The following is a 13190-nucleotide window of genomic DNA, read 5'->3' as shown; positions in this document are numbered from 1 at the left end:
GCCCGCCGAAGGCGGGCCGGTTATCAGGTGTAAAACTTAAGCGGCGATTGTGGATGTCGGATCGACGATCACGTCCGAACCGCGAAGGACTTTCTTGCCTTTTTCGGTCCAGACGGTTCTTTGAATTTTGATGATTCTCAGCATGTGAAGGATTTTCATCACTTGATAGGTGAGATCCAACTCGAACCAACGAAACGCAAAGTTCGGAGAATTCGGATGCGCGTGGTGATTGTTCTGATACAATTCTCCTGCGATCAAAAAGTCTACGAATAGGGTGTTTTTGGAATTGTCCGGATTTTCTTTGTGGTTTCTGTAACCGTACATGTGACCGCACCAGTTTACGATCGCGCCGTGAATCGGTCCCATCAACCAATGAATCGGAAGTAAAAGATACCAGCCGTATTGACCCGCAGGAACAAAGTAAAGATAGAATAACGTGTAAAGGGTTCCGCAGAAAAGCCGGAACGTCCAAGAATCGCTCAACATGTCGATCGCCGGCCACTCCGGATAATTTCCTTTGAATTCTTTTTCAACGTTCGCTTTACGATCCAGGATCGATTCGTAATTCAGCGCGGTCTTCCACATCATATCCAAAAATCCTTTGGAAGCAACGGGAGAATGCGGATCTTTCCCCGTATCGCTGTAAGCGTGGTGTTGTCTATGCATGATCGCGTAAGCGCGGGGATTCAAGAAGGAAGAACCCTGAGCCACGCAGGTAAAAAGATAAAAAAACTTTTCCCAGAACTTGTTCATTTTGAACATCGCGTGCGCCGCGTATCTGTGAAGAAAGAACGATTGAGCGAAAGCCGATAAGAACCAATGCCCGATAAAGAACGATAGAATGATCGCCATCTAGTAAACTCCTGTTGATAAATAGGAGCGGGTTGCCGGGGGGAGGTTGCAGAAAAATTACGGCGTTTCGAAAAAAAGAAAAGGGAAAAATTTCGATGAACGGATTCCGCTTTGCGGCGAATTATTTCGTGAGGCGGGGAATTTTCGCCGAATGGATGTCTTTTGCCACGCAAAGGGCCGGAACTTCGACCCTTTGATTTAGAAAAGAAATGCGGAAGGATTATTTTCCTTTGTGAACCGGTTTTACGGGAACTCGGATCGCATCCACTTTGATTTTGTAACCGCCGGAAACGGTAACGATTCCTTTGTAAAGATCGGAAACGTCCGTTACTTTGGCGATGAACCAGCCGCAGGTGCGCGCTTCGTCTTTGCTTTCCGGAGCGCGATATCCGTCTTCGGTTCCGAGGTCCGCCATGATTACGATGCTGCCGATTTTCAGATCGTTTTGTTTCGCAATCTCGGTCGCATAAAAGAATTTCGTCCAAACCTTATTGCCGTCATGCACTTGAAGAAACTCCGCTTCGTTTTTCGTTTTTGAGGAAGGTGCGGTGAGTTGTTTGGCGAGATGAACGTAAATCCAAGGCTGGTTTTTGAATTCTTCTTTCGTGATAAAAAAATCATCGGGTTGAATGTAATGTGCGTCTTCTTCCGCAAAAAGAATCGAAGGAAGAAGCGAGATAGAAAGCACAAGTGCGATGGTCGCGCATGCGGAACGGAAAGGATTTTTCATTTTTGACTCCTTGTCAAAGATTCACTCTAAATAGATTGTATTGATTTTAATCGGATCGTCGCCGATCGATTTAAGGAATCAAGCTAAAGTCCGTCCCGATTTAGGAAACAAATATTTTCATATATTTAATGCGATCGTTGAATGCGGTGTCTGTTTCGGACGTGTAGTCTTATATAAAAATAAAAGCCGATCTTAAATCTTGTTTGATCCTTTTGAAATACTACGAAGAGTAACCTGAATCGGAGGACTTTATGAAAGGAAAGAAAATCGGGGTCTTAGGTTCGGGAATAGTAGGGCAGACGCTCGCAAACGGATTCTTAAAACACGGAGCCGAAGTAAAGATCGGAACGAGAGATCCCGGAAAACTCAAAGAATGGTTGTCTAAAGCGGGAAGCGGCGCTTCGATCGGAACGTTTGCGGAAACGGCGAGTTTCGGCGACATCTTGGTTCTTTGTTCGAAGGGAAACATCGCATCCGAAGTATTGAAATTGGCAGGAGTGGATTCGCTTACCGGAAAAACGGTGATCGATACGACCAACCCGATTTCGGAAGAACCTCCCGTAAACGGAGTATTGAAATTCTTTACAACATACAATGAATCTCTAATGGAGCAATTTCAGAAACAGGTTCCGAAGGCGAACTTCGTAAAGTGTTTCAGCTCGGTTGGAAGCGGATTGATGGTCAATCCGAGCTTGAAGGGAGGAACTCCGAGTATGTTTATCTGCGGGAACGACGAGGCCGCGAAAAAACAAGTTCGAGAAATCTTGGACGAATTCGGATGGGAAACGGAAGATATGGGAAAAGTCGAAGCGGCCCGCGCGATCGAGCCGCTTTGTATTCTTTGGTGTATCCCCGGATTTTTATCACAATCCTGGACGCACGCATTCAAAGTATTGAAATGATTTTTTGACGAAGAATCGATCCCTTACGGTTTCGGTTTCGTGGAAGTAGATCGGGATTTAGTTCCTCCGGCAGCCTCCAGAAGAGGAATGATCGCCGAACGTTCGTAAGCCGTTGCGAGGGAAAGAGCCGTATAACCGTCCACCTGATAATTCGGGTCCGCCTTTTTGTCCAAGAGCGCCTTTACGAGTTCGGGTAGATCGAAATAAACGGATAGATGAAGGATTCTCCAGCCTTTCGTTTCCGTATTCGGATCGGCTCCTTCGTTTAACAATTTGACTGCAGTTTTCAGATCCTTCTTATAAGCGGCTTTGACGAGCGCGTTGTTTTTAGCGGTTTGTTCTTCCGGCGTCAGCGAGGTCGTTGTCGCCGCGTTGTCGGAAGGTTTCGGTTCTTCTTTTGCCCGATCGGAGATGCGCGCATTCGGATTCCCTGCGAAGGCATAATCGAATACGACTCTGGATTCTTGTTTTCCTTTATGAAAGAATAACTTTCCGTTGGAATAGGCCGGATGTTCGATCTTTGTCACTTCGGCAAGATTGGTTTGAGAGTCATAAACGGTTCCGAAATTCTTTCCCGTAAAAAGCTCTGCGATCAAACTTTGAGCGGTCCAAGGAGCCCATGTCGCATAATAACCTTGAAAACCCGCCTTTAAGAAAGGCGCGGAATACATCGAAACCCTGTGTTTCGTTTCTTCCGCATCGATTACCCCCATATCATAAGCCATATTGCCCGCCGTAAAACAAGCGCCTAAGAAAAGTACGACCGCACCCGGCGCGGGCTTGAGAGTATTTTCCACATCTTCGTTCGAAACGAATTTTCCCTTTAAAGCAAAACCGCCCACATACTTTTGATGATACGGAGAATCGGTTAAGTTGCTTCCCACACCGTGACCCGCATATAAAACCAAGTTCGCTCCTTGGATAGAGCCTTTGATTTGATCCCATGAATTTTTCGGACTGTAGTATTCCGTTACTTGGACGCCGCGTTCCCTAAGAACCTTTGCGACTCCTTGCATGTTCTTAATGTATCCTAATGTTCCCGGCCCGTTGTCCCCGTCCACGTCTCCCACAAGAACTACCGCTTTATAGCCGGAACCGCTTACGCTGGCCTCGGGAAGATTGGCGCGTTTGGAAATTTTCAGTAAGGACTCTCCGATCGCATGATTTGGATGTTTTTCGGTTTCGGCGAATAGGGGAAGGGATAGTATTAAGAAAAGTAGCAAGGTCTTGTTCGGATTCATAGGGGAAATAGAGTAAGAAATAAATTTCCGATGTCAAGGACAAGAGCGACGATCTATGGAGAACGTTTAAAAAAATCTTCGATTTTGAACGGGAATTTCGTTTCCGAGAACCGTTTCTTTGTATGGAAATGTTGTGGTTTTCGTCCGGTGAAAAGATCGAATCGATTTTGATCGAAGGTCAGTTGGGTATAGATTCTTTGTTGGTGCCTTATTCGTATTGGGATCGATTGGATCCTCAAGAAAAGAAAATTCTTCCGCATCGGCTTACGTTTCTATTGAGAAGATACGGTAAATATCTTGCGACTAAAAAGCGGCTTCATTGGAAAGCGGGTAAGATTCGATACAATCGGGGTGTCGGGAGAATGAAGAAAATGACGATTCGAGTGAACACCGGGGCTTGGGCCGTTTTAGGAGCGTTGGCCGCGGCTCATGGTGTGTCGCGGTGTTATTTGTTTAATTATATGCTTTGGCTGGAAGACAATGGAGTCGGAGATTCTATTGTGGAAACTTTAAACAGAGGAGTTCCTAGTTTACACGGGACTTACAGAATGATCTGGACCTTAAATCTACGAGAAAATCTCATCTCACGAGAATTAGAATTCGAACCAAACCCAATGACCACCGAATATCCTTATTACTTACGAACCCGACCCACATGAAATCGCGTTATTCAACAACAATCACCATAAATTGCGCGTAAGCTATAAAGGACTATTCCACGTTTCTTTCCTCACCCTTATCCAGAATCCGATTTTGGATCGGTTTGACCTTTGGAAAGAAATCCTTGGAAACGGATTCCTCCAAGGACGCACTTCGAAACGAGACCGATTCGTCCGGCATCAACTCGATGTTCATGCTTCTTGAAGCGCCGCCGGAAGGTTTCGTGAAATTCAATAGAACGTCTCCACCTTTCACGATCGAATGGGAGGGCGAATTCAGTACCGCGAATATAATATGTTTTGCATGCGTTAGCCCGGCCCTTACTCTCGGATACGCGAGCGGTTCCATCGGAATCCACCCGAAGGAAGGATGCCAAACTTCTGCGATCTTATGATTGAAATCGACTTTGGTCGCGCCGGGTAGCCAATTCCAAGCGAGGCGTGCAGGAATTCCCGCGCTTCTCAGCAAAGCGATCTGCGCATAACTGTGTTCCGTGCAGGAACCGTGGCCGTTTTGCAAAACGACCGGTGCGGGATCGAATCGGCCGTCCTGCTTGTAGACTAAATTCTTAGTAATATGTTTATAAACCGCTTGGATATAACTTTCGACGCTGCTCGTCTCCGATTTGAGTTGATCCCGGACAGAAACGATACCTGGATCATAGATCTTATAAACCGACTTATCTTCCAGGAATTGTTTCCAGTCGCGGTCGACTTTCCAATCTTCCCAGGAAGTATTAAAATTGGAAAGGCCCGAATCGATATGAAATCGGGTCAATTTGGCCGAATAGACTGTCTCCGACCAAGACTGGCCCGCCGACAAAGCCGGGACTTTAACGATCAAAGTTCTATTCCCTTGATCATCGTCTTTGAATATTCCATTTTTAGAAACCGTCTCTCCGCTGAGAATTTGATACGCCGTTTCTCGAGGCGGGATTACTACGGCAAGTTCGGTTTCGGGAGAATCCTTTTCCTTTGCGGTGACCGTAACGTTGAAAGAAATTTTATCTTTCTGAGGGGAAAATCGATAACTCAGATTTCCTTTGAGAAGTTGATTCCCTTTTGAGGTCGGATACAACTGATCTCCGACCTTGACCAAATTCTTATACACGTTTTTTTCCGGGTCCATCAAAGCAAATCCGATCGAGTTCGAACGACCTTGCCGATCTCCGCGGCAGGCGAGTTTCGGCGCGGACTTGGAGTCGATCCGCGCTGAATAACGATCTTTGACGGTGTTCAAAAGAGGATCGTAAGAATGAAGATTGTATTCTCCTTCGCTGTACCAAAGAAAAATCTCCTGATCGGAACAAACATAAGCCTGTGAAACCTTGGAAATCGGAAGTTCCTTGTTTTCGATTTCATTGCCCGTTTCTATATCATAAAAAGTGAATGTATTTCCTTGAATCGCAAATAGTTTTCCCTGAAAGATTCCGATCGAGGTCCAACCCGAGTTCGTGGGAACGAACGGGATTTTCCGTTTTACTTCGAGGTTACCGCTCGTAAGCACCGCGATCTCTTTCTTAAGACGGGCGTAGATCCGATCATTCTCCCGATCCCAAGCCAAACCGCGGACCGGTTCGCCTAAATCGATTCGTTTCGCTTCACCGTTTTTTAAGTTTCGAAAAAGAATTCCATGGCTTTCCTTGTCGTTCGCTCCAGGAAGAATCGCGGGCCACAAAAGCCAATTCCCCGCAATCAAGGCGCCTTGAAAGCTCCTCACTTTTTCATCCGAAGAAGGGGGTGCGATCTGCGGGTAGTCGTCTTGTTCGATGACTTCCCAATCTAACTTAGAATAGGCGGAATCCGCAAAAATAGAACCGCCTATAGAGGCGGTCAATCCGACGGCGGTTCCGACACAAAATGCAACCGATAGAGATCGAATTTTTAATGCGAAACAAAGGTTCGATACAAACGAAAATGAATCGGTGAAAAACATGCGAAAATTTGACGCGCGCAAAGGGAAGAATCCTTCTACCGGAAGGTCTAAAAACGATCACTTTTCGAAAAAAGAAAGGCCGTTGAGCGAACGTGAAAGTGCGAAGGAGTTTTCTTGCAGGAAAGATAAGGAGATTCTAATATTTTTGCTTTAGAGAATGTCGGTTTAACGGTTTTTTCTTTAAAACGATTCGGATTTCAACTTTCTGCGGATCTCCTCAAGAGCCAAACCTTCCAGAGTTTCGAAACCCAAGCCGGGTGAATAGGGGAGGTTCTCGATGACTTTTAAACCGAAGTTCCCGAATTCGTTTTTGATCCATTTCCTAAGTTGCAGATCGGTTTCCTTGGAACGGTCGGCAACGGGTTTTGCCTTTCGGATATAATCCAGAAGTTCCGCGATTCCGTATTTGGTTTTGGTGGAGGTTTTGAAAACGGGAGGAAGTTCCTTGCCGGGCATAATGTCCTTCAAGAATTCCAAAGTCGTAATCAGCATGTGATAACTGGAATTCGCGAGGACTTCTTCGTCGCATTTGTTTAGAATGAACGAATCCGGAACTTCCATGATTCCGCTTTTCATAAATTGAACCTGATCTCCGCCTAACGGTTGCAATACGAGAAAGGAAAGGTCTGTCAACTTGGAGACTTCGATCTCGTTTTGACCGATCCCGACGGTTTCAATGAAAACGTAGCGAAAAAAACAACGAAGCAACCGGATGACGTGATACGTATACGGATTCACTCCTCCGAGTTCGAGTTGACTCGGTTGGGAACGAAAGTAGATTCTCTTTTCCCGTGCGGGAAGGGAAAGACGGGTTCGATCGCCGAGCAGCGAACCGCCGGAAATATGACTGGAAGGATCGATCGCTACGATGGCCATCGTTTCACCGTCGTCGGCTTTGAGAAATTGAGTCGCGAGTTCTCCGAGTAACGAGGATTTTCCCGCGCCCGGAGTACCGGTAAATCCCACCGTCAACGAATTCTGTCCGTTCAGCCCTCGCTGCGCGAGGGCTGCAAACAACCCTTTCCGAAACTCGAACGAATCCGGTCTTTCCACACCGGAGATCAGTTTCGCAAGAGGAAATTTTTCCCCCTCCCGCGCACCTTCGATGAGTTCGGCGAGATCTTCTTTGTGATGTTTCACAACCTTGTCCGAAACGAAAACTAATCCGCGTTAGGCGGCTTTTACGATTTTGGAAATGATGTCGATGATTCTTTCAATCACGTCCATCAGATCGTAATCCTTCGGCGTGAAGATCGCCTTCACTCCGAGTTTCGTCAAAGCGTCAAAGTCCGAAGGAGGAATGATTCCACCGAATACGACAGGGATATCGGCTTTGTAGTGTTTCAATTCCGAGAAGATCTGTTCCGCGAGTTCCAAATGCGAACCGGAAAGAATGGAAACTCCGATCACGTCCGCGTTTTCTTCCACCGCGGTTTGAACGATTTCTTCCGGTGTTAAGCGAATTCCCGAATAGATCACGTCGAATCCCGCGTGTTTCGCGGACACGGCGATCATCTCCGCTCCGTTGGAATGTCCGTCTAACCCGGGTTTGCCGACCACGATCTTCGGTCTGGAGCCGCTCGCTTTTAGGAAGGCTTCTACCTTCCCGCGAACGCGAACGACTTTTTCGGTTTCCAGATTGAGTTTTTGTCCTTCGACTCCGGTCGCAGGTCTGTATTCTCCGAAGACGGATCGAAGAACGTCCGCCCATTCTCCCGTGGAGATTCCGGCTTTCGCACACTCGATGGATGCGTACATCAGATTCTTACCCGCTTTTGCGTCGGCTTCGAGAGTTTCCAGCGCGGCCTTAACCTTATTCGCGTCTCTTGCGCCTTTTACTTTTGCGAGAACTTCGAGAGTTTCTTCCGCGGACTTAGGATCCACTTTGAAAACGCCTCCGTCCTGATCGGTCATCAATGGAGAAGGGGTTCCCTCGGTCCATTTGTTCTTACCGACGATGATGAGTTCGTTATTGTTGATCTTTGCGAGACGTTCCGCTTGCGACTTGACAAGCTGGGATTTCATATAACCGTTCTCGATCGCTTTGATCGCTCCGCCCATATCGAGAATCTTCTGAATCTCTTTGTAAGCTTCTTCCTTGAGTTCTTTTACTTTGCTTTCGACTACTTTAGAACCTTCGAATAGATCCGGATACTCGAGAAGATCCGTTTCATACGCAAGAACCTGCTGCAATCGCAAAGACCACTGTTGATCCCAAGGTCTTGGAAGGGAAAGGGCTTCGTTCCAAGCGGGAAGCTGAAGCGCTCTGCAACGAGCGTCGCGGCTCATGGTGACGCCTAACGCTTCGATGAGAATTCTCCACGCGTTGTTTTCGGGCTGTTCTTCGGTAAGACCGAGCGAGTTCACCTGAACCCCGTAACGGAAACGGCGGTATTTTTCCTGTTTCACTCCGTAACGATCTCTCGTGATCTCGTCCCACATATCGGTGAAGGCGCGCATCTTGCACATCTCTTCCACAAAACGGATTCCCGCGTTTACGAAGAACGAAATTCTCCCCACACACTGCTCGAACTCGTCCGGCGTAAAACAGTTTCTTTCCTTGATCGCGTCGAGGATCGCCATTGCAGTTGCGAGCGCGAACGCGAGTTCCTGAACCGGGGTCGCTCCCGCTTCCTGCAAGTGATACGAACAGATGTTAGACGGGTTCCATTTCGGAATATTCTTCAGACAGTATTCGTACATGTCCACGATGACTCGGATTGACTGAGCCGGAGGAAAGATGTACGTTCCTCGGGCGAGATATTCTTTGATGATGTCGTTTTGTGTGGTTCCCTGGAGAAGTCCGATGTCCACGCCTCGTTCCTGGGCGAGGGCGACGTAAAGGGACAAAAGATACATCGAAGTCCCGTTGATCGTCATCGAAGTGTTCATTTCCTCGATGGGAATCTGGTTAAAGAGAATTCTAAAATCCTCCAAGGTGTTGATCGGAACTCCCACTTTCCCGATTTCGGGTCTTGCGATCGCGTGATCGGAGCTGTAACCGCACTGGGTCGCGAGGTCGAAGGCGATGGAAAGACCGGTTTGGCCTTTGGAGAGGTTTTTTCTAAAAAGTTCGTTGGATTCTCTCGCGTTTGTGTGTCCCGCGTAGGTTCTGAAGATCCAGGCCGGTTCTTTGGACGGTTTTCCCGCTTTGTCGTAAAGGATGTGATCTTTGTTTTCCATGAATTCTATCCCGATTCGAGGTTCTCATTGTTACTTCAAAATGTGTTGGTAGAATTTCACCCAAATTTTTATCCTTGCTCTGATTTCCGCAAAAACCCTACGGGCTCCCATGGACTTAGAAAGAAGCAATAAAGCCAACCCAATCTTCCTTTTCCTATCCGCGATCGGTCTCGCGGTCGTCCTTTCGGTATTGTACAACTGGTTCGGAGAACCTTTGAATCCCGAAGCGATCGAAATGCTCGCCAATCTCCGTTCCTTAACGGAAGAAGGAAAATTCTTCTCCGATCAACCCCCGCTTCCTTTTTTGATCCTGAATCTTTGGAAATCTCTTACCGGACTCAATTATACCACGGCTTTGTTTTCTCTTTCCGCTTTTATATTTTCGCTCGGAATTCATCTGATCGGATATACTCTGCAAAGGGAGAAGTGGAAACCGAATCACTATCTTCTCTGTTATCTTTCCGCGATTACGCCGCTGACGTATTCGATGCCTTTGTTTTTTTATCCCGAATTGTTCAGCTTGTTTTTTCTTTTGATTTTGTTTCTCGCGTTCCGCATGGAAACCCTGGGCGACATATTCCTGCTCGTGATTTGTATTCTCGGAAGTTTCTTTTCTCATTTTACCGTGTTTCTTGTCGGGCTTACGATTTTCGTGATCAAGGCGGGAACGGTGGGAATTCGCGAAAGAAAGAAAAATCAATCCGTGTTTTTCAAACGAAGAAACATTCCTCAGCTCGTGCTTCTCGTTTATATGGCCGTCTTTATCACTCTTCTCGTCGTATTGATCACGACGAATTTTTACGGGGAGAATTCTTTCGAAACGTTTTACAAACTTCTCTGGAACTACTTGGCGAACTTCGGACCGTTGTTCGTGATTTTGTATATCGGAAGTTTTTTACTGCGATCGGAAAAGGAACTTGGCACCGTTGCGGCGAGCGCGGTCTTGTTCGTGATTCTTCTTGTGTCCGCTTATTTTTCCGTTAAACCGACATCGGGAATCAACGCGGCCAAACTCGGAGCGTTTACCAAAGATCTCGTAAACTTAAAGAACAGGGAAGTCATCCAAACGGACGAGAAGATTTACGCGAGCCCGGCGGTTTCGTCTTACGTGTATTTTCATTCCAAACAAAGACTACAGCCGATCAAACCGAAAGAATGGAAGAATCGCGATTATCTTTTTTTGGAAGAAGTCTGGCTTGCGGACAAACGGGAAATGCTCAAACGGTATAAGTTCAAAAATCCTCAGTTCGTATTTTTATCGGGAGAACAGATTCTCATCACCGGATTTTTAACGAAGGTAATTTTGGCCGAAAAAGAGAACACTCAGATTAAGGTTCAGGTCGAGAAAGCCAAAGCGCAGCTTCCTTCCAAAACGGGAGAGAAGGGGATGAATCGTTTTCTTACGGGGATTTTTTCTTCTTCCGCATTGAGTCCGGAATTGATTCCTTGAACTCTGCGAGTCGAAACCTTTGAAACCGATCTGGAAAAAAAAATCGAACCTGAAAAACAAAAACGCCGATTCCAAAACGAAGGGGGGCGTTTCTTCCTTCGCTTTTTACAAGGATAAGTTGAATTTATCCCGTTCGAGTAAGAACGAAACTTCTTCCGAGGACGAGGAATTGACGTTAGGCGCAAACGGTCTTCCTTTTGAAAAAGCGTATTGGAGGGATATCTACGGTTCCGGAACGGACGTGGACGCAACCTTTAACGCGAAAGAGCACGCACGTTATGCGAAATCGATTTTGAATCTGATGGAAATCAACGTGAATTCGATCGCCGATTTCGGTTTCGGCAAGGGAATCCTTTTAAAGGAGATGGTCAGGATTTTCAAACCAGGACGCGTCTTAGCCATCGATCCTTCCGAACAAATGCTCGACGAACTGCTCGCTCAAAAATGGATTCGCGCTTGGAATATGTCCGTACTGAACACGACCGTTCAGGAATTGGATCTTTCATACTTCGTACATCTTCCTTTTGATTTAGGAATTTGTAATTCGGTCGTTCAATACATTCAAGGGGATCTGCGACCCGTTTTCGAAAAACTTCATAAAATCGTAAAATACTTATATTTTTCCGTTCCAACGAAAGACGATTATATCCGCATGAAGAAGGATATCTACTTTGAGGATCCTTACGCCTACGTGAGAACGAAAAAACAATATCTGAAAATGATCGATCCCTATTTTCGAAGAGTGAGCTTTAATCTTTTGGAAAGCAGATTGGTAAGCGATTCAAGATTTACGGATGAATTGTTTAAGGATGAGTGAATTCAGGAATCCCTTCGAACCATTCCTCACAGGAGTAGAGGAATTGGAATTCTTAAGAATTTCTTCCGATCGTCTACTCCCGAGAGAATCCAGGCCAAGAATGTTCGCATTCTTCAAGAAACTGAACTCATCAAAATACAACTGACTGAATTCAGGTCGAATGTATCCGTAAGCGGAGAAAGCGGCTTTAACCAATCGATGATTTCCTTCAGCGACTTGATTGTGAACTCCATCCCTGCACCAACGATTCTTCGCTAACTTGTATCGAGCATCTTTCGACTTAGCGTTGTGATTCACTGACCTGTGATTTTTGAAGACTCCGAAGAGCCAAGGATAACCTTCATCGGTAAAGAGCGGAGTAGAGTATGGAAGCTGTTCTACAAGTAGAGGTCCGATGGTATCGGCTTTCGTATTTGAGATAGAAGTGAAGAATGCAGGTCCGCTCTTGATCGCAATGGAATGAAATAGCGTTCCAACTTGTTTCCCTCCTAACTTCTCTGAAAGGTAAATCGAGGCAGTTAAACCCGTCTTCTTGTATCTTGCTCTTCCTTTATTCGCTCTTTGACTCGCACTGTACAAAACCGCTGAATCAGCGCATACATAGGGTTTCTGAGCCATTTTACGAGTAAGAGAAGCATCTGAGTTCGGATCTAATCTAAAGTCTCTGAACCGTTCTTCTAAAGCCTTGAAGGTAAGTTCTTTGTAGATTGGTAATAGATCAGAACAGAGTAATTGGAATCTTCTCTTTAACAATGATGCTGCTTTGTAACTGATTTTGAGTTTTCGCGCGATTTCAGTTGATGTCAGGACTTTAGGATACTGTATCAATGATTCATAGAATACGAATCCAAACATCCACAGCGGTAACTTAAAGTGATTTAAAGGAGTATAGCTGAGTCTTGAACATTGATATCTACAGACTTCGCATCGAATCACATCTGGTCTTGTAGAGATTTCTTTCGTTAAGAATTGGTCATTGCAGTTAGGGCAGTGCTTTGGATAGAATTCGTTAAGGACTTTTTTGGTGATGTTGGTATAGAAAGGGATGTTGAATGGACTTGAATCGGGTTCGATGGAGTAGTGGGAAGGGGAATTCTTAAGAGATTTTAGAGTTCGTCTACTCCCTGACTTGAAAGATTGCAGGACTGAAGATGCTGGAAGAAAGGGAGCTTGGTGAGGAATGGAGCGAGAGGATATTCAGGACGAATATACCCGTAAGCAGAGAAAGCGGCTTTGACTAAGCGGTTCGAATTAAAAGCTAAGTATCTTATCGCTGGATTCGATGATTTCGTATAGATCTGCTAAGTTGGAATAACGACAAGAATCTCCGCCATTTGTTTCTCTGAGATCTAAACAGGTTCCGCATGCTAAAATTTCTCCGTTTCCGACCCGAAAGGAATCTATCTGTTCTTCGATTTTG

General features: G+C 45.9%; 11 protein-coding genes. 4 read left to right on the top strand and 7 right to left on the bottom strand.

Annotated elements, in window-relative coordinates; translation table 11 throughout:
- Positions 1–36: 36 nt before the first annotated feature.
- A complete protein-coding gene (locus LFX25_RS18020) occupies positions 37–852 on the bottom strand; it encodes an acyl-CoA desaturase (protein ID WP_238731660.1) in 816 nt (271 codons plus the stop codon).
- Between the two features lie 220 nt (positions 853–1072).
- The gene (locus LFX25_RS18015) at positions 1073–1582 is read right to left on the bottom strand and encodes a hypothetical protein (protein ID WP_238731659.1); all 510 of its coding nucleotides are present in this window, start codon (positions 1580–1582) and stop codon (positions 1073–1075) included.
- Between the two features lie 251 nt (positions 1583–1833).
- On the opposite strand from LFX25_RS18015, the gene LFX25_RS18010 reads away from it, so the two are divergent.
- Complete coding sequence (locus LFX25_RS18010) at positions 1834–2484, top strand: NADPH-dependent F420 reductase (RefSeq protein WP_238731658.1); 651 nt, start codon at positions 1834–1836, stop codon at positions 2482–2484.
- A 23-nt stretch (positions 2485–2507) separates the two neighbouring features.
- Here LFX25_RS18010 and LFX25_RS18005 read toward each other — a convergent pair whose 3' ends face one another.
- Positions 2508–3725, bottom strand: coding sequence for an ankyrin repeat domain-containing protein (locus LFX25_RS18005; protein WP_238731657.1), 1218 nt, complete (start codon positions 3723–3725; stop codon positions 2508–2510).
- 122 nt (positions 3726–3847) lie between these two features.
- Between LFX25_RS18005 and LFX25_RS18000 the strand changes: the two genes are divergently transcribed.
- Positions 3848–4384: a DUF1564 domain-containing protein gene (locus LFX25_RS18000; protein WP_238731656.1), complete on the top strand. Its 537-nt coding sequence runs from the start codon at positions 3848–3850 to the stop codon at positions 4382–4384.
- A gap of 52 nt (positions 4385–4436) precedes the next feature.
- Here the strand turns inward: LFX25_RS18000 and LFX25_RS17995 are convergent, their stop codons facing one another.
- The 3 genes from LFX25_RS17995 to LFX25_RS17985 form a co-directional block, all read right to left on the bottom strand.
- Complete coding sequence (locus LFX25_RS17995) at positions 4437–6221, bottom strand: transglutaminase-like domain-containing protein (protein WP_238731655.1); 1785 nt, start codon at positions 6219–6221, stop codon at positions 4437–4439.
- A 279-nt stretch (positions 6222–6500) separates the two neighbouring features.
- A complete protein-coding gene (locus LFX25_RS17990; protein WP_238731654.1) occupies positions 6501–7460 on the bottom strand; it encodes a P-loop NTPase family protein in 960 nt (319 codons plus the stop codon).
- A 30-nt stretch (positions 7461–7490) separates the two neighbouring features.
- The gene (locus LFX25_RS17985) at positions 7491–9503 is read right to left on the bottom strand and encodes a protein meaA (RefSeq protein WP_238731653.1); all 2013 of its coding nucleotides are present in this window, start codon (positions 9501–9503) and stop codon (positions 7491–7493) included.
- 109 nt (positions 9504–9612) lie between these two features.
- Here LFX25_RS17985 and LFX25_RS17980 point away from each other — a divergent pair, with 109 nt between their 5' ends.
- Both LFX25_RS17980 and LFX25_RS17975 read left to right on the top strand, forming a co-directional pair.
- Entirely contained in the window at positions 9613–10953 is a 1341-nt protein-coding gene (locus LFX25_RS17980; RefSeq protein WP_238731652.1) for a hypothetical protein, read from the top strand.
- Between the two features lie 118 nt (positions 10954–11071).
- Positions 11072–11770, top strand: a complete 699-nt coding sequence (locus LFX25_RS17975; protein WP_238732062.1) for a class I SAM-dependent methyltransferase — start codon at positions 11072–11074, stop codon at positions 11768–11770.
- Here LFX25_RS17975 and LFX25_RS17970 read toward each other — a convergent pair.
- Positions 11735–12952 carry a transposase gene (locus tag LFX25_RS17970; RefSeq protein ID WP_406600550.1) on the bottom strand — a complete coding sequence of 406 codons (1218 nt, stop codon included), beginning with the start codon at positions 12950–12952 and terminating at the stop codon, positions 11735–11737. The genes LFX25_RS17975 and LFX25_RS17970 overlap by 36 nt on opposite strands.
- Positions 12953–13190 lie beyond the last annotated feature (238 nt).

This window comes from Leptospira sanjuanensis, from assembly GCF_022267325.1.
Lineage (GTDB): Bacteria > Spirochaetota > Leptospiria > Leptospirales > Leptospiraceae > Leptospira > Leptospira sanjuanensis.
The sequence above is the reverse complement of the archived record's forward strand: the minus strand, read 5'-3'. Positions and strand labels throughout refer to the sequence as shown.

Excerpts from the sequence above, each read along its gene's own strand:
- LFX25_RS18020 (WP_238731660.1), bottom strand. The coding sequence starts at position 852 with ATGGCGATCATTCTATCGTTCTTTATCGGGCATTGGTTCTTATCGGCT.
- LFX25_RS18015 (WP_238731659.1), bottom strand. The coding sequence starts at position 1,582 with ATGAAAAATCCTTTCCGTTCCGCATGCGCGACCATCGCACTTGTGCTT.
- LFX25_RS18010 (WP_238731658.1), top strand. The coding sequence starts at position 1,834 with ATGAAAGGAAAGAAAATCGGGGTCTTAGGTTCGGGAATAGTAGGGCAG.
- LFX25_RS18005 (WP_238731657.1), bottom strand. The coding sequence starts at position 3,725 with ATGAATCCGAACAAGACCTTGCTACTTTTCTTAATACTATCCCTTCCC.
- LFX25_RS18000 (WP_238731656.1), top strand. The coding sequence starts at position 3,848 with ATGGAAATGTTGTGGTTTTCGTCCGGTGAAAAGATCGAATCGATTTTG.
- LFX25_RS17985 (WP_238731653.1), bottom strand. The coding sequence starts at position 9,503 with ATGGAAAACAAAGATCACATCCTTTACGACAAAGCGGGAAAACCGTCC.
- LFX25_RS17980 (WP_238731652.1), top strand. The coding sequence starts at position 9,613 with ATGGACTTAGAAAGAAGCAATAAAGCCAACCCAATCTTCCTTTTCCTA.